Below are 24,419 nucleotides of genomic sequence, written 5' to 3'. Positions count from 1 at the left end.
CACCCGAGCCTTTTACCGAACACAACCAAATCAGCTTACGGGCTGTTGGGCGAATCGTCCGAATCAGCAGCGACGTAGACGCCCAGGCCGATTGCAACGACTGCAAACGCAGCGATGATGAAACCACCACCGGCCAGCGCGTTGTCACCGTCGACCGACTCGGTCGCTGGCTGCGTCAGGGGCGTAGCGACAGGCGCTGCTGCGGCGATGCTCGGCGCAGCGACGAGCGAAAGTGCCGCCATCGCCGTATAAAGAGACTTTAATTTCATGCCTTCATCCCCTTTTTCTAGGAATCGGAGAACCTAATGTTGCGGACCCTATAAACCGGGATGGTTTACGTTGTCACGTAAAATCACGGCGAATTCTCGAACTTTGAACGTTTAAGGCCGCAGGAGCCGGAACTCCGCGCCTTGCGACAAGTTCCGACTTACATTCAAAATGGATATGTCGCGCTTGCCGAAAAGTCCGGTATCAAAAGGCGACTATAGCGAAAAGGTTTATACAGTGTTGTCGGGTCAGGCCTGATGCTCAAGTCCATGATAGTCGCGATACCATTGTACGAAACGCGGCACGCCTTCGGCGATCGTGGTGCGGGGTTCGTACCCCAGGTCGCGCTGGATCGCGCTGATGTCCGCAAAGGTGTCGCGCACGTCGCCCGGTTGCATCGGCAACAGTCGGCGCTCGGCCGGATGGCCGCATGCCTGCTCGATCAGCGAGATCATCTCGCCGAGATCTTCCGAGCGGCTGTTGCCGATATTGTAGATGCGGTGCGGGCTGATGCTGCCGCCTGCCTTTAGCGCGCCATCGTCCGCAGGCGGATTGTCGACGCAGGCGATGATGCCGGCGACGATGTCGTCGATATAGGTGAAGTCGCGGCGCATGTTGCCCTCGCCGAACACGTTGATCGGCCGACCGTCGAAGATCGCCTTGGTGAACAGCCACATCGCCATGTCGGGGCGGCCCCAGGGGCCATAGACCGTGAAGAAGCGCAGCCCGGTCAGCGGAATGCGATAGAGATGCGCATAGGTCTCGCTCATCAGCTCGTCCGCCTTCTTGGTGGCGGCATAGAGCGACAGCGGCTGGTCGACACGGTCCTCGACGCGGAACGGCAGCGTGTCGTTGCCGCCATAGACCGACGAGGACGAGGCATAGACCATATGCTCGACCTGCCGGTGCCGGGCGACCTCGATCATGTTGAGATGGCCGGCCAGGTTCGCCTGGAGATATGCGCGGGGGTTCTCGATCGAGTAGCGGACGCCGGCCTGCGCGCCGAGATGGACGATCCGGTCGAACGCTTCGCCGTCGAGCGCGGCATCGAGCGCGACATGGTCGGAGAAATCGACCTGCTTGAACGCGAAGCCGTCACCCAAAGTGGCGAGCTCGGCCAGCCGCGCATGCTTCAGCGTGACGTCGTAATAGTCGTTGAGACTGTCGATGCCGAGTACCGTATCGCCGCGCGCCAGCAGGTGACGGCTGACGTTGAAGCCGATGAACCCGGCCGCGCCGGTAACAAGAACGCGCATGCGATCACTCCCCAAAAATCGAGCTGGCTCTAGGGACAGAAAGGGGGAGGGGGCAAGACGCATGGCCAAGGCATGCGCTGCCACGGGCAAGACCATGTTTGGCGCCGGGCAGAATGGCTGCGGCTGTGGTCAAACCTCGCCCGACGTGTCGGCAAGCAATATGGTACGATAAGGCAGCCACGTATAGGAAAAAGACCCATGGACGAAGTAAACATATTGCACTGCAACGCTATACGATATGATTATAAAAGTTGTCGTAATACGTGATTTCCGGGCAAAGTTCGGAAGCGAGGGGATGTTGCCATATACGAAGACCTGAAGTGGTATCAGGAACAGCGACAGGCGATCAATGCCGACCGATGATGACGAAAAGAGCAGGCCGAAAATCGACAGTACGGCCAGACTGGAGATGATCGTCCAGATCAGTTTTTCGGGCGGTGGGATCAGGAAATTTTTGCGAAAAGCAAAGAAGACCGCGGCGGCCAGCACGTTCATTCCGATGCGGATGGCTGCACCGCTGGATTGATAGTCGCTGTTGACGTAATTTGCGACGAGGCGATCCGAAGAGCCACCGAGTGCGAGGGCTGCAAGGGCGACAAACGCGATCGAACCCATGATCCCGAACAGCAGATTGCGCTTGGCGACCGGCGCAAGCAGGATGGGCAGGAAGAGGATCGCCGTCTTGTGGAACAGCGCCCCAAACGCGACCTTGGCGATGATCCGCCAGACCCGGTCATGGCGTGCGGTCGAGATTGCCCAGCATATCGCGCCGATCGCGGCCGCCTGCCTGGTATATCCCATGCCGACGACGATCACGAGATAGGGAACGGACACCGTCATGGCGAGCCAGGGGTTGGGCTGTTTACGCGCCAGGCTCGAAAGGCCCAAGGCAAAGACCAGGGCGCAGGCGAAGTTGGCGACGTAAACGCCACCATCGACCTTGGCGGATATCCAGTTCAGGAATGCGTAGGCAGGTTCGGTCAGTTCGAGCGCTTGGGACAGAGGCTGCATCGAAATGTCGTGATACATGTCTTCATACGTCGACCAGTCGCCACCGACTTGGTATCGCAGCCCGATCATCAGGATCGTAAAGACCAGCGCCGCACCGAACAGGAAGCGCTCGGGACCGGTATTCGCCCTCGACGAGAATTGAACGGTGCCGATGAGCCATATGCCAAGCAACACGAAATAAGGGATCACGTTCGAAGCCTTGATGCGCGTCTGTGCTGGACGCTTGGTAACGTTCGGCAAGCGATATTACCCGATCGCATCAGGCACGACCACAGCGGGAGCCTATCGCCCGACATAGCTTATGGCGAGGCGGTGGCAAGCGCGGTCCCACGCAACCGGTGGCTGTGACTGCCGCTCCAATCTATTGGCCGGGGGCGAATGCGTGCTATGAAACGGCTAAATTTCTTGCCTATTCTGCTTTCTTGCCGGCGTCTTTTGCCTGCTAGGTCTCGCATCCCATGCAGCACCGCTCTATCCGAACTCCGATGCGTCGATCCGGCGCATACGCAATAGTATAGAAACGACGTGGATATGCGCTTGAACATCTCCGGCGAGAACAGGCCGTCGGTTATCTATATGTGCTATGATGGAATCCTCGAGCCGCTAGGGGAAAGCCAGGTCGTTGCTTATCTCGAGATCCTGTCTGATACGTACGACATCCACCTCATCAGCTTCGAGAAGTCCGACGATGCCGCTCGGCAGGATCTGGTGGCGCGGATGACCGCGCGGCTCGAGGGGGCGAGCATTAGCTGGCATCCGCGTCGCTACCATAAGCGCCCGAAGATTCTGTCGACGTTGTGGGATATGGGCGGGGCCATGCTGCTCGCCGCACGTCTGACGCGTCGGCACGACGCGCGTCTGCTGCATGCGCGCAGCATATTATGCGCTGCGATGCTTTATCCTGCGACGCTGATCGGTCGCGCCCGGCTCGTCGTCGACATTCGCGGTTTTTGGGCCGACGAGCGCGTCGATGGTGGCCTGATCCGCGCGAACGGTCCCGTCTACCGCGTGCTGAAGGTCATAGAGAAGGCGATGCTGCGTCGCGCCGACCATGTCGTGACGCTGACCCGCGCCTCGGTCCCGTTCCTCCGCGATGATCCCCGACTGGGGCAGACGACGGCGCCTATCACGGTCATCCCGACGTGCGCCGACCTCGACCTGTTTTCTCCGGGGCCCGACACAGACGGATCACGGCCGCTGACGATCGGCTATGTCGGTCAGATCGGCACCTGGTACATGCTCGACGAGATGCTGGCGTTCTTCGCGGCGGTCCGTCGGCTACGACTGGATGCACGGCTGTTGATCATCAACAAGAACCAGCAGGCGATGATCCGCGCTGCGCTGGCGCGCACCGGCATCGACCCCGCCGCGGTCGAGATCGCTGCGTCGAGCCGCGACGCGATGCCCGCGCAGATCCGGCGCATGGATGCCGGACTGGCGCTGATCCGACCGTTCTTTTCGAAAATCGCGAGTGCGCCCACCAAGCTAGCCGAATATTTAGGCTGCGGCGTGCCCGTCATCGGCAATGCAGGCTGCGGTGACATGGTACGGATCATCGAAGAGGATGGCGTAGGCGTCGCGATGATGGATACGGGACCCGAAGCGATCGAGTTGGCGGCACGGGCTTTGCTGGATCAGCTGCAAGACCCCGAACTGTCCGATCGTTGCGTGGCCTCCGCGCGCCGGCATTTTGCGCTCGACGACGGCGCGGCACGCTATCGGGCGATCTATGCCGCGCTGATCAACGAGGCCGCGTGATGCGGCGCATTCTCGTTCTGTGTCCCTATCCGCAGGGGATCGCTGCCGGGCAGCGGCTGAAATACGAACAGTACCTCGACAACTGGCGGGTGGCGGGTTTCGACGTGACGGTGTCGTCGTTCATGGATCGCGCGTTGTGGGATCGCGCGTATGCCCCCGGCCATGGGTTCGCAAAGGCGCTGGGTACGCTGCGCGGTCATCTGCGCCGACTGTGGGATCTCGCCCGGATCCACCGTTACGACATCGTCTATATTTCGATGTGGGTGACGCCGTTCGGTACGTCTTGGCTGGAGCGGCTGGCCCGCAAACGCGCTCGCGCGATCGTCTATGACATCGAAGACAATTTGCTGGCCGACGAAGGTGCGCCGCGCGGACTGCGTCAGCGACTGAAAGGGCGCGGTAAGGCCCGCTATCTACTGGAACACGCTGATCACGTACTGACCGCGTCACCGTTCATGGTCGATCGCTATCGTGCGATCAACGCGCTCGGCGCGGTCACGCTGATCTACCCGTCGGTGGACACCGACGTTTTCCGGCCGCGCTATACGCCGTCTCAGGCGGCAAAGCCGGTGATTGGCTGGACCGGTACGTTCAGTTCGCGGCCATATCTCGACTTGCTGCGCCCGATATTTCAAGAGCTGGCGCGGCGGGTTGACTATAAGCTGATCGTGATCGGTAATTTCAGCTACGATCTGCCCGGAGTCGATTTGGAAGTTCTGAGCTGGTCGCGCAAGGAAGAGGTCGCGCAGATGCAGCGTCTCGACATCGGCGTCTACCCGCTGCCCGACGACGACTGGGTGTTGGGTAAGGCGGGCCTCAAGGTCATCCAGTATATGGCATTCGGTTTGCCAAGCGTATCGAGTGCGATCGGCACTGCGACGCAACAGGTGACCGACGGTATTGACGGTTTCCTGGTCGATACCCCTGAGCAATGGTTGGCGACGTTGGAGCGGCTATGCCGTGATCCGGATCTACGTCGGCGCATTGGTGATGCGGGCAGGCATGAAGCGGTTGCGCGATATTCGAGACAAGCGACCAGCGGCCAGTATCTCGACGTCCTGAACATGGTCTCAGGGCTTTGACCATGACGGTCGGCGTTGGCGTTTCGCCAAGCAACCAGCGGCTCGCGGTGCTGCTACCGGATTTGGGTGGCGGCGGGGCCGAACGCGTGGCGCTGGCGCTGATGCAGGGGTTCGTCGAGCGAGGGCATCCGGTCGATCTGGTGCTGGTGAACCGGCGCGGCGTGCTGTTGCCGCTGGTGCCGGAGGACGTGAACATCGTCGATCTTGGCGCACGCAAACTGCGGCAGGTGATCCCACCGCTGGTTCGCTATCTGCGTCAGTATCGGCCGCATGCCCTGCAGGCGATGATGTGGCCTCTGCCGTTGCTGGCGGTCATCGCGCGCAAGCTGGCGCGCGTCGATACGCGGATCATAGGCAGTGAGCATACGACGCTATCGACCATGCCGCACGGCCTTCGCCATCCAGCGGTCCGGGCGATAACCCGTCAGGCATATCTCAGCGCCGACGCGTTGGTGGCGGTATCGGCGGGAGTTGCGGACGACCTGGCCTCGTTTGTCGGCGTGCCGCGGCATAAGGTTGCGGTGATCCACAATCCGCTACTATTGCCCGATAGGCTGCCCGACGCGCAGCAGATGGCGGCGCGTTGGCCTGCCGATACGAAACGCATCCTGGCTGTAGGTGCACTGAAGTCCGAGAAGAACTATCCGCTGCTATTGCGTGCATTCGCACTGGTGCGTCAGCATGTGAATGCTTCGCTGCTCATCTTGGGCGATGGCCCCTTAAGGGGCGTGCTCGAACAGCAAGTATCAGATGAGAATTTGACGGATTCGGTCGTCTTCGTCGGGTTCGAGACCGATCCATGGCCTTATTATGCAGCGGCGCATCTGTTCGTGCTGTCGTCGGACTTTGAAGGTTTTGGCAATGTCCTTGTAGAGGCGATGCATGCCGGCCTGCCTATCATAAGCACGGATTGTCCAAATGGACCGCGCGAAATACTCATGGACGGCAAGTTCGGTACGCTTATATGCTGCGGTGACGAGAAGGCGCTGGCCGAAGCGATCGAACACGATCTTCGCGAACCAGCGCTCCCGGCCGATCAGTATCAGCGCTCCCACGCGCTATCGGGTACAGAGGCGATCGACAAGCACATGGCGATTATGCGCGGCTCATGACATTTCATCTGGATGCTTTTATGAGATCTAGGAGAATTGCCGGTTTAATATTGGTATAGACCGGATGAAAAAGGAATACCGTTGTGGCAGAGTCTGGTTTCCTTCGTTTTGTAAAAAACATTCGTAGTAACATTCCGTTTCAGAATACGATCTACGGCGCTATTCGCGCTATGAGAGTTCCTGAGCGCCTTTACCGGCATCTGCCCATCAATGGTTGGATAACCATTGCGTCAAGACATGGCCGGCGCTTCCGGATGTTCAGCTACGGCGATGTCGTTGAAAACTCGTTGTTCTGGAGCAGTGACCGAAGAGGAGAGGATACAACATCCTTCCAAGCATGGGAAAGACTGGCTGCAATTGCCGATGGCATGATTCTCGATATCGGTGCCAATACCGGTCTCTATGCACTTCTCGCCAAGGCAGCTAATCCGGATGCGACAGTAAAGGCTTTTGAGCCAGTCAAGCGTATCGCAAAGAAGCTAACCCGGAACATCGTGGGTAACGGATACGATATCGAGGTAATCGAAAAAGCTGTCTCCGACAAAAATGGGGTCGCGACTTTCCATGATTCTGCTGATCCGGATTCATCCACAAATGGATATTCGGCGTCTTTGGAAAATAGCTTCGGTTTTAACGACCGATCGTATCAGGTCGATGTCGTTACGTTGGATAGCATGCTGGCGGACGCGAAGGTCTCGCTGATCAAGCTCGACGTCGAGTTGCACGAAGTGTCTGCCCTGCGCGGTATGATGGCGATCATCGATCGGGATAGGCCATCGATCCTGATCGAAGTCATCAACGAGGAGATCGCGGAAGAGGTGACTCGCATGCTGAAGCCTTTCGGGTATGAATTTTACCCGATCGAAGAGAAAAAGGGGCTTCATGCCGCGAGCAGGCTACGCCCGTTGCCGGGGCATAACTTTAACAACATCGCATGTCTGCCCCATCTGGTACGGGACGCCGATCTGTCTCAGCTTATGGCGGGGGCATAACGGGAGGCCGTCATCTAGTCTCACCGTATCATCTTGAAAAACCACGTCGTCCGGCATGGTTTATCGAGCCGCATCGAACCTTGAACGGCTTTTAGGAGTCGGATAGGCGCGCCGGCATGATCGACGGTTCCAATCAGTCGCGACCAGTCGTGGCTATTAATTTCCCATTTGCCGACACGAGCTGGCTAGGAGGCGCGAACTCGATCCGGTACCTGCTCAACGCCTATCATCAGTTGCCTAATCGTCTACTCGATCTCGTCATCGTCGCGCCAACGATGATTCCAGGCATCATTGCAAAGTCGCTGCCGCCTCTGCCGATCTGGCATACGGCGATGTTGGACGACGGCTCGCGCATGTCATTTGTACGGCGGATCGTGCGCCGCCTGACCGGACGCGACTGGATCATGGAGCAGTGGTTGCGCCGCCGTGGTGCGGCGCTGTTCTCCCATGCCGATCCGCTCGGGGTCGGGGCGGGCCTGCCGGTCATCGGCTATGTGACCGACCTCAGCGTCCATCATCTCACTGATCTTTATTCGGAAGAAGACCTTGCTGTACAGCAACGCTATATAGAGCGAATTCTCGCGTCTGTGGATACGGTATTGTTGATGAGTCATGCAGTTGATCGCGATTTTGACCGCTTCTACGGAAAAGAACGGGCGATCCGTGAAGTTGCGCATGTTGTCCCCATTGTACCACCGCGCGACCGGTCGGCGGAGGCCTTAGCAATCCAGCACTACGGCCTGCCTGAAAACTTCTTCTATCTTCCCAACAAGTTTTGGATCCACAAGAACCATGCCGTCATGGTCGAGGCGCTTGGCATCCTGCGGGCCGCAGGGACGCCGCTCTGCGTGGTCTGCTCGGGTGTTACCGGTGACGAGCGTCAGCCCGGACATTTCGAGGCATTGATGGCGCGGGTCGCTGAACTCGGCATTGCCGACGATTTCCGCGTGCTGGGTTTGATCCCGGGGGCCGATGTCAACGCGCTGCTCCGGGCATCGATCGCCGTGGTCAGCCCGTCGCTTCATGAAGGATGGGGGCTGACGATCGCCGAAGCGCGCGAGATGGGCAAGGCGGTGATCCTGTCGGATATTCCGGTGTTTCGCGAACAGGCGCCATCGCGGGCACGATTTTTCGATCCGGACGATGCGCACGCGTTGGCAGCGGTTCTGTACGATGCCGAGACACACTTCGATCGCATGCTTGACGATCAGGCGCAGGCCGACGCGGCGACGACTCATCGCGCCAATCAGGACGCATATGCCCGACGCTACGAAACCATTGTCCTCGATACGCTTGCGCGCCGTTCGCGATGACGATGATCGCAGGTCTGGGGGGCATGCTGCGGGTGGGGGCCGGGCGCCTGCGTCGTTCGCAGATCGCCGGGCCGGGGCTGGTCACGATGATCGCGATCATCGTCGGAATCGGGGCGACCTTTCTGGGCCAGATGCTCATCTCGCGGCATCTCGGCGTCCGATCCTATGGCTATTATTCGATCCTCGTCAGTTGGGCGATGCTCGTCGTTCTGCCGGCCTCGATCGGCTTGGACGGCGCAATCATGCGGTTCATGCCGATCTATTTGCTCGAGGGGGAGACGCGGCGGTACCGCCGGCTGATCATGCTCACGGTGGCGGCACAGATCCTTGGTGTCGCCGGCGTGGTCGGGTTGCTGGTCTTGGGGGCTTCGATGGGTATTGGCACGCTTGCCTGGGCCCGAACGGGAACGCTTATCTGGGTCGCGTTGCTGATCGGCGCGACGGTGATCGGCAATACCGCGGCTGCCGTGCTTCAGGCCGCCAGGCGAGTCATCGTCGCGCAGATCTTCATGAATGTCGTACGGCCGCTTGTGGTCGTGATATTGGTGGCATCGCTGATCTATCTGCGACCGGTCGGTTATGATGCGGCCGACCTGTTTCGCGTGACGGCAGGTGCCGCGCTGCTCGCGGTGATACCGCTCGTGATCCACATAGCCCGCGCGTTCTTCACCCGGCCTGCCACCGATACGGGTGCTATGCCGATCCGCCAGTGGCTGACGTTCGGTCTGTTCAATCTGACCGCGGGCGTTGGTCAGCAGGCGCTGATCCAGTTGCCGATCCTGATCGTCGGCACGCTCGGCGGTACCGACCAGGCCGGACATTACGGCGTCGCCAGCCGGCTCGCCTCCACCGTGTCGCTTGGCCTTGCCGCCCTTGCCATGGTCAGCTTGCCGTTGATCGCGACCGCATTCGCCGCAAAGGACCAGCACGAGGTGCGCCGTATCGCCCGGCTGAACGTCCGCCTGTCATTTGGCTTCGCGGTGCTTGCGACCTTGGCAATCATCGTCGCGGGGCGGTGGGTGCTGGCGGTTTTCGGTCCGGGCTTCGTGGACGCGTATCCGACACTCATCGTTCTGATGATTGGTTTGACGGCGTCGTCGGCGCTGGGCGTGGCGACGGGGGTGGTCGCGATGGGGGGACACCCGTCGGTGATCGCGATCGCCAACGCGCTCGGCGTCGTCGTGCTCGGGGTGGCGGCGTATGCGTTGGTCCCGATCATGGGCACGATGGGTGGAGCCGTCGCATACGGGATCGCCAACATGACGACGATAAGCATGATCGCGTTGTTTGCGTACCGCCGTCTTGGGATCAACACTATGATCTTTGCAAAGTGAAACTGGAACGACGCAGCATGGGGTGAAGTGATCGGACGGAGAGGCCCAGTGTTCATATTGCCGCCCCTGGTCTATCCCGATAAGAGACCGCAATTGTTGCGGGGGTAAGAACGATGTGCGGTATCGCAGGTGCGGTCGGCGTTGGACCGATCGATTTGCCCGTGGCGGCCATCATGCGCGACACGCTGACGCATCGTGGTCCCGATGATAGCGGCGCGTGGTTTTCCGACGATCGTCGTGTTGCGCTGCTCCATCGCCGCCTGTCGATCGTCGACCTGTCGCCGCTCGGACATCAGCCGATGGAAGCGGTGTCGGGGCGTTATGTGCTGGTCTATAACGGCGAGATCTACGATCATCTCGCGATCCGCGCCGAGCTTGAGGCCGGTGGTACGGCGCCGGCCTGGCGCGGGCATTCGGATACCGAGACGCTGCTCGCCGCGATCGAGGCGTGGGGCGTGTGCCGCGCGCTCGAACGGGCAACCGGCATGTTTGCCATCGCGCTCTGGGACAGGCGCGATGGTAGCTTGACGCTGGCTCGCGACCGGTTCGGCGAGAAACCCCTATATTATGGCTGGGCGGGCGGCATGTTCGCGTTCGCGTCCGAACTCGGTGCGATCCGCGCGCTGCCGGGCTTCGACAACCCGGTCGACCGCTCGGCGCTGTCGTCGCTGCTGTCGCGGACGTACATCCCGTGTCCTCAATCGATCTATCAGGGCATCTTCAAGCTGCCCCCGGCGACGATGGTGACGTTCACGCCCGGTGCGGTTGCCCAACCACGCACCGAACCCTTTGCCGAAGGACTGCACGACGGCGTCACGCTCGCATCGTACTGGTCGTACCGCGACATCGTACGCGGTGGGGTGTCGGATCCTTATGCCAGCGAAGGCGAAGCGATCGAGGCTGTTGAGGCCGCGCTTTCGACCGCGGTCGCGGGGCAGGCGATCGCCGACGTGCCAGTCGGCGCGTTCCTGTCGGGCGGGTTCGATTCCTCGACCGTCGTCGCGCTCTACCAAGCTGCGGCACACGGCAAGATCCGCACCTTCTCGATCGGGTTCGAGGAGGCAGGGTTCGACGAGGCGGTCTATGCCCGCGAGGTCGCACGGCATTTCGGTACCGAGCACCATGAAATGTATGTCGGCGCGGCGGATGCGATCGCAGTCATCCCGCGGCTGCCGACGATGTACGGTGAACCGTTCGCGGATTCCTCGGCGCTTCCCACGCATCTGGTCAGCGCGTTCGCGCGCAAGCACGTCACCGTCGCGCTGTCGGGTGATGGCGGCGACGAGCTGTTCGGGGGGTATAACCGTTATCTTCATGCGCCGCGGCTGTGGCGCGCGCTGGCGCCGCTCCCGCATCCGCTGCGCCGCCTCGTCGCGGGGGCGGGGGCGCAACTGCCCGATGCGGCGTGGAACGCGCTTGGCGGCATCGCCGCGCGCAAACGGCGCCCGCCGTTCTTTGGGGGCAAGGTACGCAAGGCGTTGCGGACGGCTGCCGACGCACGTGGGCTCGATGACGTCTTCGCTTCGTTGCTCGACGAATGGCATCTCGCGGCCACCCCCGTGCTCGATACCGACGGTCGGCGCCGTCCGCCGCTCGATCTCGATATACCTGAAGCATCCGATGCGGTGCGGATGATGTACGCGGATGCGACGAGCTACATGCCCGATGACATTCTGGCCAAGGTCGATCGTGCGGCGATGGCCGTCAGCCTGGAGACGCGGGTGCCGTTTCTGGACCATCACGTTGCAGCCGCGGCTGCCCGCGTACCGATCGACCAGAAAATCGTCGGCAACAGCACCAAGCATGTCCTGCGACAGGTTCTCTATCGGCATGCACCTCGCGAGATGTTCGAGCGACCCAAGGCGGGGTTCGCGATGCCGGTCGGGCAATGGCTTCGCGGCCCCCTGCGGGATTGGGCGGAGGACCTGCTCGATCCTGTCCAGATGCGACAGGAAGGCTATCTTGACCCTGCACCGATCCAGCTGCGCTGGCAGCGCCATCTTGCCGGCACTGCCGAAGATACGCCGGCCTTGTGGGCGGTGCTGATGTTCCAGGCGTGGCTGCGGCAGGGCGGTGCGGCGCCAGGCAGCGCGTGAGCGACGCGGAGACGGGGCGAATGTTGCAGGCCCGCCGAACGATCGTTCTGTCAATCAACACGAGCTGGAACATCGTCAATTTTCGCCGCAACCTGATCGTGCGGTTGCAGCGCGAGGGCTATGACGTCGTCGCGCTGGCACCGCGCGATGCGCATAGCGACGCGCTCGTCGCGATGGGCGTGCGCTATTTTCCGGTCGATATCGACAGCAAGGGTCTGTCGCCGATCCACGACATAAAGCTCGCCACGCACTATTACCGCATTCTGAAGGAGTTGCGCCCGGTCGCGTTCCTTGGCTGGACGATCAAGCCCAACGTCTATGGGTCGCTTGCCGCGCATGCGCTCGGCATCCCGGTCATCAACAACATCTCCGGCCTCGGCACTGCGTTCATCAAGATCGGATTGCTAACCCGCATCGTGCGGATGCTCTATCGCACGGCATTGGCACGGTCCTCGACGGTGTTCTTCCAGAACCGGCACGACCGTGACCTGTTCGTCGCGCAGCGGCTGGTCCGCGCACCGCGCACCGCGCTGTTGCCCGGGTCCGGGATCGATCTCGCCCAGTTCGTCCCCGAAACGTTCGTTCCAGAGCCGGCGAGCGAGACCGCGGCGCCGGTGTTCCTGATGGTCGCGCGCCTGCTGCGCGACAAGGGGGTGGTCGAATTCGCCGATGCCGCGCGGATCGTCCGCGAGACGCGGCCCGACGTCGCGTTCGAATTGCTCGGCTTCCTCGACGTCCAGAACCGTACCGCGATCGACCGCGACACCGTCGAGGGGTGGGAGCGCGAGGGATGCCTGCGCTATCTCGGCGAGGCGGCCGACGTGCGGCCCTATCTGGCGCGCGCGACCGCGGTGGTGCTGCCCTCCTACCGCGAGGGCATGCCGCGATCGCTGCTCGAAGCGGCTGCGATGGGGCGTCCGCTGATCGCGACCGACGTGCCCGGCTGCACCGAGATCGCGCGCGCCGGGCAGAACGCGTTTCTGTGCGCGCCGCGTGACGCGCGGTCGTTGGCCGATGCGATGCTGGCGTTGCTTGCTCTGGACGCGGACGCGCGTACGGCAATGGGGCGGCGCAGTCGCGAGATCGCCGAGCGTGAGTTCGACGTGTCGGTCGTCGAAGCGCGCTATCTCGACGCCATCGCGCGGGCGACGGCGTAGCGGGCTGCGCTACAGCGTCAGATGGCGGGCAGAGGACGGCTCGCGGCTGCGCCGCGTATAGGGACGTGCTCCCGACATCAGGCCCATACAGACCGCGAATACCGCCGACAGCGCCGCGGTACGCAGCGGATAGTCGACCACGCTGTGCAGCATGATCGCCGCGGTCGCGATGACGGCTGCCTGCGCGAACGGATCGGGCTCCTCGGCGCGCCAGATCGCGCGCACGCGGACGATCCACCATGCCAGGAACAGCGCGGCGAACGCGATCCCGACGAGACCCGTCTCCAGCAGCAGCTCGATCCAGTCGCTATGCGCATGGTTCATGAATGTGGTGGTGACCGACCCGAGCGGTTCCTGCATGTGATAGACGGGCTGGAAGCTGCCAGTCCCCGATCCGACCGGAAAATAGTCGCGCGCGGCGCGCAGGGTCAGCGCGAATGAGGTCTGGCGCGACAGTTCGACGTTGCTCGTCTGCGTCCCGAACAGATTATTGCCGAACGGACCCACCACGATCGTGACGACCGCGGCGAGCGATAGGACGACGGTGGCGACGACGATCCCGCGCCGCAGCGCGGGACGCTGGTTGCCGAACGCCAGCCATGACCCGAGCGCCACGGGGACGCCGAGGCCGATCCCTGCCAGCGACGAGTTGATCAGCAGCCCGACCAGGATGATGGCATAGGCCGCACCGACGAGCAGCCGGATGGCCGAGGCACTGCGCTGCGACCCGCTGCGCTTCAGCAGCGTCGCCTGAAGCGCAGCGAGGAACGGGATGCACACCAGCAGCAGCGTCGCATTGTGGTTGGCGTTGGCGAAGAAGCCGACGGCGACGCCGTAATTGGTGACCCGGTAGAGATAGGCGCTGGTCCCACCGATGACCTGGAGCGCGCCGATCGCGACCGAGGCGAGCGTGACCGCGACGATCGCCGTGGCGATGCCGCGTCCGCGAAACGCACCAAGCACGACGACGCCCAGCAGACTGGCAAAGGCCGGCAGCAGCCACAGGATGCTCGACAGCGCGACATCGGGCGCCAGCGTCAACGGCAGCCAGGGCAGGGGGACGCCCAGCAGGCGGTAGCCCTGTACCACCCCGCTACGGCCGGGCAGCACGGTCCAGAGTGCGGGCGGCAGCGGCACCAGCTGGAGCAGCGCGATGACGAGGAAGATCGCCAGCAGGCCAAGCGGCGCCCGGATCTGCGCCGAGGGGCGTTCCTGCACCATCTGCCATATGGCCCAGCCGATCAGCGGCAGGCTGGCGATCTGGAGCATGAAATTGGCGATGAAGCCCGCCGCACTTGCGCCGCCCAGCAACAGGCAGAGCAGCAGATAGGCCGGGACGATCGCATGGCGGATCATGGCGTGGTTTCCGATGCGGCTTTGGATGCCGGTCCCGACAAAGGACGCAGGTCTAGGTCGCGCAACGTCACGCCCAGCGGCGACGGGAAGTCCCCCGCCTCACCGCGCAGCGTCAGCGTCTGCGCGGCGCAGCCGGCAGGAACGACGAGTTCTGCCGTGACGCGGTGCGGCTTGGCGGTCGGCGTCACGGGAACGGTCATCAACGTGTTTCGGTCGCCCGGGGCCGCGGTGCCGCAGGCGATCGACCAGTATAGCTTGGTAGCCGCGTCGGTCTTGCCGGGATCGACGGTGAACGTGAAACGGTAGCGCCCGGGTTGCAGCACCAGCAACTGGCGGGCGAGATCGCCGCTGTCGCGTCCGTAATAGTCCACCACGAGGCTGCCGTTGCGGAGATCGGCCGCGCCCAGGCCGTTAGCGGTCAGCGTCCAGTCGAACGGGGGCGCGGCGCTGGCCTTGCGGAACCCCGCGTTGGTGATGAGCGCTGCGGCCTGCACAGGCGAGAGGCCGTAGACGCGCTGCCATACCGATCGCGCGAGCGGGTAGCGGCCGCGGTCGACCAGACGGTTCACCAGGATCGGGCCCCAGCTCTCCGGCGCGCGTGCATCGGCGCGCGCAGCGGGGCTGGCGAGCGCGAAGATCGCCGCCGGCGCGGTGTCGGACCTGGCGAGCGCGATCAGCACGCCGCGTTCGAGTGCCGGATCGGTGCTCAGCGTTTGGCGGACCGCAGCGCGCGTCTCGGGCGCCATCGTCATCTTCGCCATCGCGGTCGCGATCGACGGCTGCGTCGCGCTGAGGATCCGCGCCAGAACCGAGAATTGTGCTGCGGCATCGGCATAATGCGCGGTGCGCAGATAGCGATCGAGCAGCAACAGGTGGATCAGGCGCTGGCGCGGGTCGAGCCGCTGCCCGGCCTCCAGCGTCGCGACGGCCCGACCCGGCATGCGATCAAGCAGTTGCTGGTGGCCAAGGATCAGATAGGCGCGGGCATCGAGCGGCGCGGCCGCAGCCGCGCGCCGGACGGCGTCGAGCGTGGGTGCATCGAGGATGCCCCGCTGCGCGACGAGCATCGTCGCGGTCCTGGCGAGCACCGCATCGGGATAGCCGGGCGCGAACCGCAGGATCGCCGGTGCGGTCGCCGGGAGCGTCCGCACCATCGCGGCCTGGAAGGACAGCCAGCCGACCGACACGCCGGCAACCACCAGGATCGCCGCCGACGCAAAACCGCGAACGCTGTGCAGGCCCCCGCTGCGTGCAGTGCCGCCGGAAGGGCGTTGCTTACGGCTCGTCATGCATCGTCAGCATGATCCGGCGCTTCTTCTCGTTGCCGTCCGCGACATAGCGATACTGGTCCTTGTTCTGCCCATAGCCATAGCCATAGCCATAGCCGTAGGAGGCCTGTGGCTGGTAGCGCGTCAGGATCGCGCCGACCATGTGCGCGCCGGCGGTCCGCATGCGGTTCTGGGCCTCGATCGCCGCGCGCGTCCGGGTGCGACCTGACTCGATTACCATCAGCGTCGCCTGCACGATCGACGAGAGCAACGGGGAGTCGGCGAGGCCGAGGATCGGCGGGCCGTCGATGACGACCACGTCGAACGTCGCCGACGCGTCGGCGAGCAGCGCGGCGAAGCGTGCCGACGCGATCAGCTCAGGCGGGCTTGGCGGAATGATGCCCGACGGCATGACCCACAGCGCGTCGATATCGGTCTGCAACACATGCTCGCTGAGCGATCCGGTGTTGGTGAGGATGTGTGACAGCCCGACATTCTCGCGGCCGGTCACAAAGGCGGGACGACGCATGTCGGCGTCGATCAGCAGCACCGACTTGCCAAGCCGCGTGAAGCTGTACGCCAACGCCCAGGCCGAGGTCGACTTGCCCTCGGCGGGACGCGTGCTGGTCACGAGCAGCGTCTTGGGCGCGCCACCTTCGGTGACGAACTGCATCGCCGACGCGGTCGACAGGTACGCCTCGGCGAGAGGCGAGAGCGTATCGCGCAACTCCTCGATCGGCTTGGCGGATTTCGCGGTGGGAATGCCGCCCAGGAACGGCAGTTGCAGCTTGTCGCGGATATCGTCGGGTGACTTGATCGTGTCGTTGATGAACTCGAGCGCGATCGCGGCAAGCATGCCGATCACCAGCCCCAGCGCAGCGCCGATCATGAGGTTGAGATAGAGGTTGGGCGAGAATGCCCCCCCAGGCACCAGTCCGCGGTCGACCACGGAAGCAACTGCGGTGCCGATCCCGCCGGCGACGCCGATCTCCTTGTAGCGCTGCAGGAGCGCATCGTAGAGCGTCCGGTTGGTGTCGACGTCGCGCTTGAGAATATTATACTGGATCAGGCGACCACGTTGATCGAGCACTGTGCCGCTGAGTCCGGACACCTGCGCGCGCAGTCGGTCCTCCTCGGCGCGTGCCGCCTGGAAGTCCTGGCGAAGCGTGCCGATCCGGTCCGAATTGGCAGTCCGTGTCTCGGTGACGACGGACGCGCGCAGTGCGTCGATCCGCGCCTTTAGCGCAACCATCTCGGGATAATCGGGACGGAAGGTCTGGCGTTTCTGCTGATATTCCGCATCGAGCGCGGCGATCTGCGCGCGCAACGGCGCTGCGTTCGCGCTGCCCTCGGTCGTGGCGCCGCCCAGTGCGGCTTCGCGGTATTTCTGCTCGGCTGCGATGCGCCGCGCCTGCGTGGCGGCGAGCGCGGTGTTGAGCGAAACCAGAGAGCTGCCGGTCAGCGAATTGGTGTCGCCACCATCCTCGCTGCTGCCCGTGCTGATGAGACGCTGCTGTTGCGCATAGGTGGTCAACTGACGCTCCGACCGCTCCAGATCGCGCCGCGTGGTAGCGATCTGGCGCTGGAGAAAGTCGCGCGCGTAGGACGAGGACTGGTACCGTCGTTCGAGATTGGTCGCGATATAGGCGTCGGTGACGCCGTTGACGATCTTGGCTGCGATCTGCGGATCGCGCGCGACGAACGAGACTCTGACGATCATGCTCTGCGGTTGCAGCCGGACCTGCGTTCCGCCCTGGACGAAGCTTGCCGCGGTCGCCGTGTTGGCCGTTCGATCGGTGTTTTCGCCGACGATCGCCGGCTCCGCCGCCAGGTTCAGATTCTGGGCAACCCGCTCGGCAAGCGCGCGGCTGCCCAGCAGCGCGAGCTGCGTACCAACGAAATTGGTATCGTTCCGCGCGCTGCTCTGCCGTCCGCCCTTGCTGCCTTCGTCGGTCATGATCTCCACCTCGGGCGGATTGAGCTCGAGCGAGGCGGTTGAGCGATATTTAAGCGGCGTCAGTAGCGTGATGAGGACCGCCGCGGCGATGCTGGTGCCGATCGCGGCCAGGATCAGCCACCGCCATTCGACCGCAATGCGCCAAAGCAGTGACAGCGACAGTTCGCGTCCTTCGGCCGCCGTGCTTCCATAGCTGCCATATCCGCTTTCCTGCGGCACGGGGGCGAGATCGCGGCGCTGATCCGGCTGCTGCACGGTCAGGTTCGTGGGACCCACGGCCCCGGGGCTTGCCATGTACAAAGGTCCTAAAGGCGTGGCGTCAGAGCGCCAGGAAGATGGAGGCGAGCGGCAGGCTCTGCATCAGGTCGCGCTGCGTCTTCTTGACGCCCGACCCATCCACGACCACCGTATCGCCGGGATAGACTTCCGGATCCTTCATCTCGCCGCGACGGATGCTTGTAAGATCGAACGCCGCCGCCATGCGCTTGCCGCCAATCGTCCGGAAGATCGCGACGCGGCGGGGATTGGCCAGATCGTCGGTACCGCGCGCCAGCGCAATGACCTGGACGAGCGTCAATGATCCGGTTGCGGGATAGATGCCGGGCTGGCGTACCGAACCATCGATCGTAACGACACGACTAGCCGAAGACTTCAACGACACAGTCACGCTCGGGTTTTGCAGATACTTCTCGTTCAGCCGGCGCCCGATCAGAGTCCCGAGTTCGGTGGTGCTGAGCCCAACAGCATCGACGCGGCCGACCAGTGGCATGGTGATGCGTCCACTCTGGTCGATGTCGTAGTCGCGGCTGAGATCGGCGACCTGGAACACCGTGACGCTGACCGTATCGAGCGGCGCCAGCTTGTACGTGTCGTCGACGGCAACGACCTTCGGTGCGTCTGGCGCACCGAAGTTGCTGGAGTCATACGATATTTTTCCACCGCGCGTCGACGCGCAGGCTGCCAGCAGCAAGGCCAGGCCGATGACGATGATCCGACTCGTCGATCCGATTTTCGTCATGTCATTGCCTTGCAACCGAAAAGGCATCCCCGCGATGCATTGACGCACACCTACAATTAACACCGGTCTGCCGCAAGTCGAGCCATGATGTGATCCCTTGCCGATCCCGTGTCGGATTGTCGCGTGCGGCGCCGTTGACAGCGTCTTTACGGACGCGGATGCTGCCGCATGGTCTTGCTCATCGCATCTATGCTGCTCCGCCCGGATGATGCGGTCGCCAGCGAGGTCGTCGTGGTGGCGAAGTCGCGCAAATGCGATCTTGCGATCGGTGGGCGGACGATGCGCGACGCGGACTTCAAGCGGCATGTTGCCGAATGGGCGGCCGGTCGACCCGTCAGGATCGTGGTGCCGCACGCCGCGCGGACACAGTGTCTCGCCAAGATCATGTTCAAGCTGCACGATCGCGGCGTCACACGGGCCGAATTCGTCGATGCGCCCAGTCCTGCTCATCCACGGCCTTGACCCGCAAATAGTGCGCGGCGCACGACTATAGTATCATTGGGCGCGGCGATCGCGGTGGACGGACGTCGCGCTGCGCCGCATAGCAACGCGATGTTCGCGCTCGTGCTCGACTGGGAAATGTTCAAGGTCTGGCTGAGCGCGACGTCGGGCCTGACGCATCATGATTTCCATCTTCTGCTCGGCGTATTGCTGACCTTGGGGTTCGGCTGGGTGCTGCGCCGCCCGCTCGGGTCATGGCTGCCATTGCTGATCGTCCTCGTCCTCGAGCTGATCAACGAGACGTTCGATTTCATTCGCTATTATGTCGACAGCTATCCCTGGGGGCCCGGTCCCATGCTCGTCGATATCGCGCTGACGATGGTGCCCCCGCTTGCGATCGTGCTGGCCGCGCGGTGGGACTCCTTTTACTTCTACCGTTTCAGACGACGTCCCCGGCTCACCATCGCGGTTGCGCTACGCTAGCGCCGGCCGCGCGCCCGTGGCCAGGAAGTGGAGATCGTCTTCCTCGATCACCGCCGCGGTCAGGATTCCGGTCCGATACGCCCCGGTGTCGATGCCGATGCGGTTGAGCCGCTGGTCGACGCCATCGCTGATCGTGTGGCCATGGATCACCATGCAGCCATGATCATGCGCATCGGACAGGAACGGCTGGCGGATCCAGCGCAGGTCGCTGGGCTGCTGCTGCTCGATCGGCACGCCCGGCCGGATGCCGGCATGAACGAGGAGATAGTCGCCAAAGGCGAAGGTATCGCCGAAGGTCTTGAGGAACGCGACATGCGCAGCCGGGATCGCTGCGCGCAAGATCGTCGCGATCCGCTGTTCATCCATCGCCTGCAATGTCGACGGTGCGATGCCGTAGCTTTCCGCACAGGCATCGCCGCCAAACCCGAGCCAGTCATGCGCGACGCCCGGCTCTCCCGCGAGCGCACGCAGCAGAAATTCCTCGTGGTTGCCGAGCAGGAACAGGGTCTTTGCAGGGAAGGAATGCAGGCTCTGCAACCGCTCGACGACCCCTGCGGAATCGGGGCCGCGGTCGATGAGATCGCCCAGGAAGACGACCGCCGCGGTCTCGACGGGGCGGTCGGTGATGTCGTCCTCGATGCGACCGAGAAGCTCGTCGACGAGATCGAGCCGGCCATGGACATCGCCGATCGCATAGAGGCGCTTGCCCTTCGGACCGGCAAAACTTCGCGACGAGGAGACAGTGGCCGACATGCGGCGGAACAGCTTAGAAAACACGCACACCTCGAACGCAGATACGGGCGGCTCTATGATGGCCGTCCTGCCTGCATGTAGGCGCGATCGCTACATCGTCCATAGCTTCGTTCCGACGGGCGCCTGTCCCGACCCGGCCAGCGCGTTCTTCAGGTCGACGATCCCGCCGCCCGGTGCGAGCAGCCCGGTGAACCGCGCGAAATCCTCGACCAGTTCGCGGTGCGGGACAGCCAGGACGATCAGATCATAGTCGGCCGTATCGGGCGCCGAAACGATCTCGAGACCATATTCGTGGAGTGCCTCGGGCGCGGAGACCAGCGGATCATGGACGTCGACCCGGTGGCCGAGGCCCTGGAATGCGGCGACCAGATCGGCGACCTTCGAGTTGCGCAGGTCGGGCACGTCCTGCTTGAACGCCAGACCGAGCATCAGCACCTTGCCGGCGCCTGTCCCGCCGGTACGCATGTGCCAGTCGTGCACATCCTTTGCCACCCACGCGGCCATGCCATCGTTCATGTCGCGGCCGGCCAGGATGATGCGCGGATCGCAGCCGAGCTCAGTCGCACGGTGCGCGAGATAATAGGGGTCGACGCCGATGCAGTGCCCGCCGACCAGGCCCGGCTCGAACTTGAGGAAGTTCCACTTGGTCCCCGCGGCCGCCAGCACGTCCCACACCGACAGGTCCATCTTGGCGAAGATCTGCGTGATCTCGTTGACGAACGCGATATTGATGTCGCGCTGCGCATTCTCGATCACTTTGGCCGCTTCGGCCGCCTTGATCGATGCGGCCCGGAACACGCCGCCGCTCGTCACCTTATTATAGAGGCCGGCGATAGCCTCGAGCACTGCGGGCGTCTGGCCCGAAATCACCTTGGTGATCCGGTCGACGGTATGTTCGCGGTCGCCTGGATTGATCCGTTCGGGCGAATAGCCGAGGAAAAAGTCCTCGCCGCAGGTAAGACCGCTGATCCGCTCGAGCTCGGGGCCGCACATGTCTTCGGTGACGCCCGGATAGACGGTGCTTTCGTAGATGACGATCGAGCGTCGACCTGCTTTCAGCATGCCGCCCACCGTGCGCGTCGCGGCCATCACGATGCCGAGGTCGGGCTGGTTGTTGGCATCGACCGGAGTCGGCACGGTGACGATGTAGAAATCGGCATCCGGGCACGCCGCGGGATCGGTCGTCAGACGCAGGCTTGATGCCGCAAGGCGTTCGGCGTTGATCTCGCCGGTGCGATCATGCTGGCGCTCGAGTTCGGCAATGCGCCCGGTATCGACATCGAGCCCCCAGGTCTCGAACGACTTGGCCAGCGCGACAGCGAGCGGTAAACCGACATAGCCGAGCCCGATCACTATTACGCGCTTGTCTCCGAGCATGTCCGACACCCTTATCTGTTCCGTCAAAAATCAATTCCTTACTGGCGCCCTGCGCCACGACAAGTCGCGTTGCTTACAGCGTGGCGCGCGGAACCGAGTAAAGAATTTCGAACGGATACGGTCGGATCGGATTTCCAACGCTGAGAGCGGCGGTCGCGGAGCGGCGCAGGTCTGGTCACGCGATCACGCGGGTTAAAGACCCGACATCGAATCTTTATTCCGATAAATGACATTCTCGGAATAAAGAATCATCGCTTCGGCGCGACGGAATTGCCATGCGATTCTTGGTGGATCACAGGATCGCCCGATCGGATTGGGGTCATGATCGAAATTCGGGCCGTCCGAACCGCTGGAGCATCGCCGCATGACTGACGACCCCAACGACCGTGACGACACCGCGCTGACGCGGACTGCGTCGACGCCGTTGATCCCGTTGCTGCTCGACGACGAGATCGAGGCGACACGTGCCTATGTCGCCGCGGCGCGCGCGCCGGCGACGCGGCGTGCGTATGAATCGGACTGGCGGATCTTTCTCGCTTGGTGTGCGGCGCGCAACATCGATCCGCTGCCGGCCGCGCCCGGCGCGGTGGCGATCTTCCTGTCGGCCGAAGCGCAGGCCGGTGCGCGCCCATCGACGATCGGGCGACGCCTGGCCGCGATCGGCTATATGCATGCGCAGGCCGGCTATGATCCGCCGCAGCAGCAACAGGGCGCGGTCGCGATCCGCAATGCCGTGGCGGGGATCAGGCGGACGCATGGCATCAAGAAGGTCCAGAAACGCGCGGCCGATGGCGATATGCTGCGCGACATGCTGCGCGCTTGCGAGGGCGATAGCGTGCGCGCGGTGCGCGACCGGGCGTTGCTGGCGATCGGCATGGCTGCCGCGCTGCGCCGCTCCGAACTGGTCGCGCTGGATATCGACGATGTTGCCATCACCCCCGACGGGTTGCTGATCACGATCCGCACGTCGAAGACCGATCAGGAGGGCAAGGGCGCGACGATTGCGGTACCCGAGGGGCGCCGGATCCGGCCCAAGGCCCTGCTGTTGGCGTGGATCGCCTGTGCGGGGTTCGACGCCGGCCCGGTGTTCCGCAAATTGACCCCGCAGGGGCGGATCACGACCAAGCCGATGAGCGATCGGGGCGTGGCACTGGTCGTCAAGGCGCGCGCTGCGGCCGCGGGCTATGACCCGGCGCAGGTTGCAGGCCATTCGCTGCGCGCCGGTTTCCTGACCGAAGCGGCGCGGCAAGGCGCGACCGTGTTCAAGATGAAGGAGGTCAGCCGGCACAAGTCGCTCGAAATCCTGTCCGATTATGTCCGCAACCACGAACTGTTCCGCGACCATGCCGGCGAACGGTTTCTGTAGTGGATGGAGGCATCCCGGTCGCCGCGCCGCAGATCCGCGCGCATTGGGAAGCTCTACCGGCCCCGATGAGTGGTTGAATAAAATACGGTTTGCAGGATCTGATACCGCTGGCGAACCAAAAATCTAAGCACCTCAAATAACATGTGAATTCTTCGGCGAGAATCGACCGATTACGACAGGCTGTGTCATTTGGAGGTCAGGCGTTTGAGGACCGGTAATCAGACTATGGACAAACAATAAACCTATATTAAGATAGGTTTTATTAACAGTTCGGCGCACGATGTATGATGAGAAAATATGCTCAGAAAACTCTAGACGGACTTGGGGTTGTCGCTATCCGGGCAACCCCGCAAAACGACACATATTTGTTTCACAAGCTATTGCCGTTGAGCAGCCACATTCTTGGCCTGGATCCGCGAACGAGAGACTTTCTGGCATTTTGCACGTCGCGCATCGAGAACTCGAATTCGCAGATACTGCAGGATCTGTTTGTTCTCTGGGTGTTGCGCGAGAAGCGTGGCGGGTATTTTGTCGATTTTGGCGCGACCGACGGTATCGAGCTCAGCAACAGCTATCTTCTCGAAACAAAATACGGCTGGAACGGCATAGTCGCGGAACCCGCCAAGGACTGGCACGCCAGTCTGCGACGCAATCGTCAATGCTCGGTCGAGTTTGATTGCGTCAGCGATCGATCGGGAAGCGTTGTGTCCTTCGATGAGACGCCCGGTCTCGGCCTGTCGACGATGGCGTCTTTCGCGGACGACGACAGACATGCCGAGTCACGTCAGGATAGCGTACGGTATGACGTCAAGACCGTGTCGCTGAACGATCTTCTGCAGCGTCATGATGCACCCGGCAGCATCGACTATATCTCGATCGATACCGAAGGGTCCGAGCTCAGCATTCTCGGCGCGTTCGATTTTCAGGCGTACAAGCCCAGTATCGTGACCGTCGAACATAATTTCGTCGATGCAAAGCGTGGGGCGATCTTCGAGGTGATGACAAGAAACGGGTATAAGCGA

At 62.9% G+C, this 24,419-nt stretch carries 20 protein-coding genes; 11 read left to right on the top strand and 9 right to left on the bottom strand.

Annotated elements, in window-relative coordinates; genetic code table 11:
- Positions 1 to 35: 35 nt before the first annotated feature.
- The 3 genes from C8J26_RS19180 to C8J26_RS19170 form a co-directional block, all read right to left on the bottom strand.
- A complete protein-coding gene (locus tag C8J26_RS19180) occupies positions 36 to 269 on the bottom strand; it encodes a hypothetical protein (RefSeq protein WP_146168919.1) in 234 nt (77 codons plus the stop codon).
- 246 nt (positions 270 to 515) lie between these two features.
- Complete coding sequence (locus tag C8J26_RS19175) at positions 516 to 1,523, bottom strand: NAD-dependent epimerase/dehydratase family protein (protein WP_107959933.1); 1,008 nt, start codon at positions 1,521 to 1,523, stop codon at positions 516 to 518.
- A gap of 129 nt (positions 1,524 to 1,652) precedes the next feature.
- Positions 1,653 to 2,723: an EpsG family protein gene (locus C8J26_RS19170; RefSeq protein ID WP_208631474.1), complete on the bottom strand. Its 1,071-nt coding sequence runs from the start codon at positions 2,721 to 2,723 to the stop codon at positions 1,653 to 1,655.
- Between the two features lie 387 nt (positions 2,724 to 3,110).
- Between C8J26_RS19170 and C8J26_RS19165 the strand changes: the two genes are divergently transcribed.
- The 8 genes from C8J26_RS19165 (at position 3,111) to C8J26_RS19130 (ending at position 13,378) form a co-directional block, all read left to right on the top strand.
- On the top strand, positions 3,111 to 4,292 hold the full coding sequence (locus C8J26_RS19165) for a glycosyltransferase (protein WP_208631473.1): 1,182 nt from the start codon (positions 3,111 to 3,113) through the stop codon (positions 4,290 to 4,292).
- A complete protein-coding gene (locus tag C8J26_RS19160) occupies positions 4,292 to 5,374 on the top strand; it encodes a glycosyltransferase family 4 protein (RefSeq protein ID WP_107959927.1) in 1,083 nt (360 codons plus the stop codon). Before C8J26_RS19165 ends, C8J26_RS19160 begins: the two co-directional genes overlap by 1 nt.
- Before the next feature lie 2 nt (positions 5,375 to 5,376).
- Positions 5,377 to 6,486, top strand: a complete 1,110-nt coding sequence (locus C8J26_RS19155; RefSeq protein ID WP_107959925.1) for a glycosyltransferase — start codon at positions 5,377 to 5,379, stop codon at positions 6,484 to 6,486.
- Positions 6,487 to 6,569: 83 nt separating this feature from the next.
- On the top strand, positions 6,570 to 7,478 hold the full coding sequence (locus C8J26_RS19150; RefSeq protein ID WP_146168918.1) for an FkbM family methyltransferase: 909 nt from the start codon (positions 6,570 to 6,572) through the stop codon (positions 7,476 to 7,478).
- A gap of 116 nt (positions 7,479 to 7,594) precedes the next feature.
- Positions 7,595 to 8,791, top strand: coding sequence for a glycosyltransferase (locus C8J26_RS19145; protein WP_107959921.1), 1,197 nt, complete (start codon positions 7,595 to 7,597; stop codon positions 8,789 to 8,791).
- Positions 8,788 to 10,125 carry a lipopolysaccharide biosynthesis protein gene (locus C8J26_RS19140; RefSeq protein WP_107959919.1) on the top strand — a complete coding sequence of 446 codons (1,338 nt, stop codon included), beginning with the start codon at positions 8,788 to 8,790 and terminating at the stop codon, positions 10,123 to 10,125. The genes C8J26_RS19145 and C8J26_RS19140 overlap by 4 nt, the downstream gene beginning before the upstream one ends.
- 113 nt (positions 10,126 to 10,238) lie before the next feature.
- Positions 10,239 to 12,221, top strand: a complete 1,983-nt coding sequence (gene asnB / locus C8J26_RS19135) for an asparagine synthase (glutamine-hydrolyzing) (RefSeq protein WP_107959917.1) — start codon at positions 10,239 to 10,241, stop codon at positions 12,219 to 12,221.
- Between the two features lie 20 nt (positions 12,222 to 12,241).
- Positions 12,242 to 13,378 (top strand): glycosyltransferase family 4 protein, encoded by a 1,137-nt coding sequence (locus tag C8J26_RS19130; protein WP_107960061.1) that lies wholly within the window; start codon positions 12,242 to 12,244, stop codon positions 13,376 to 13,378.
- 9 nt (positions 13,379 to 13,387) lie between these two features.
- Here C8J26_RS19130 and C8J26_RS19125 read toward each other — a convergent pair whose 3' ends face one another.
- The 4 genes from C8J26_RS19125 to C8J26_RS19110 are packed head-to-tail and all read right to left on the bottom strand — an operon-like array spanning position 13,388 to position 19,427.
- Complete coding sequence (locus C8J26_RS19125; RefSeq protein WP_107959915.1) at positions 13,388 to 14,734, bottom strand: O-antigen ligase family protein; 1,347 nt, start codon at positions 14,732 to 14,734, stop codon at positions 13,388 to 13,390.
- Positions 14,731 to 16,023: a hypothetical protein gene (locus C8J26_RS19120; protein WP_244185415.1), complete on the bottom strand. Its 1,293-nt coding sequence runs from the start codon at positions 16,021 to 16,023 to the stop codon at positions 14,731 to 14,733. Before C8J26_RS19120 ends, C8J26_RS19125 begins: the two co-directional genes overlap by 4 nt.
- The gene (locus C8J26_RS19115) at positions 16,010 to 18,253 is read right to left on the bottom strand and encodes a GumC family protein (RefSeq protein WP_107959913.1); all 2,244 of its coding nucleotides are present in this window, start codon (positions 18,251 to 18,253) and stop codon (positions 16,010 to 16,012) included. Before C8J26_RS19115 ends, C8J26_RS19120 begins: the two co-directional genes overlap by 14 nt.
- Positions 18,254 to 18,278: 25 nt before the next feature.
- On the bottom strand, positions 18,279 to 19,427 hold the full coding sequence (locus C8J26_RS19110) for a polysaccharide biosynthesis/export family protein (protein WP_107959911.1): 1,149 nt from the start codon (positions 19,425 to 19,427) through the stop codon (positions 18,279 to 18,281).
- Positions 19,428 to 19,493: 66 nt separating this feature from the next.
- On the opposite strand from C8J26_RS19110, the gene C8J26_RS19105 reads away from it, so the two are divergent.
- The gene (locus tag C8J26_RS19105; protein WP_208631472.1) at positions 19,494 to 19,901 is read left to right on the top strand and encodes a hypothetical protein; all 408 of its coding nucleotides are present in this window, start codon (positions 19,494 to 19,496) and stop codon (positions 19,899 to 19,901) included.
- Here C8J26_RS19105 and C8J26_RS19100 read toward each other — a convergent pair.
- Together C8J26_RS19100 and C8J26_RS19095 are read right to left on the bottom strand one after the other, a co-directional pair.
- Positions 19,893 to 20,678, bottom strand: a complete 786-nt coding sequence (locus C8J26_RS19100; RefSeq protein WP_107960057.1) for a metallophosphoesterase family protein — start codon at positions 20,676 to 20,678, stop codon at positions 19,893 to 19,895. The two genes, C8J26_RS19105 and C8J26_RS19100, sit on opposite strands and share 9 nt — an antisense overlap.
- 66 nt (positions 20,679 to 20,744) lie before the next feature.
- Positions 20,745 to 22,031, bottom strand: coding sequence for a nucleotide sugar dehydrogenase (locus C8J26_RS19095; RefSeq protein WP_107959907.1), 1,287 nt, complete (start codon positions 22,029 to 22,031; stop codon positions 20,745 to 20,747).
- Between the two features lie 364 nt (positions 22,032 to 22,395).
- Between C8J26_RS19095 and C8J26_RS19090 the strand changes: the two genes are divergently transcribed.
- Both C8J26_RS19090 and C8J26_RS19085 read left to right on the top strand, forming a co-directional pair.
- Positions 22,396 to 23,397: a site-specific integrase gene (locus C8J26_RS19090; protein ID WP_107959905.1), complete on the top strand. Its 1,002-nt coding sequence runs from the start codon at positions 22,396 to 22,398 to the stop codon at positions 23,395 to 23,397.
- A gap of 365 nt (positions 23,398 to 23,762) precedes the next feature.
- Positions 23,763 to 24,419: FkbM family methyltransferase (locus C8J26_RS19085; protein ID WP_167398914.1), on the top strand; the 657-nt coding region annotated here is incomplete at its 3' end.

This window comes from Sphingomonas aurantiaca, assembly GCF_003050705.1.
Lineage (GTDB): Bacteria > Pseudomonadota > Alphaproteobacteria > Sphingomonadales > Sphingomonadaceae > Sphingomonas > Sphingomonas aurantiaca.
This window is presented reverse-complemented; position numbering and strand designations above follow the sequence as displayed.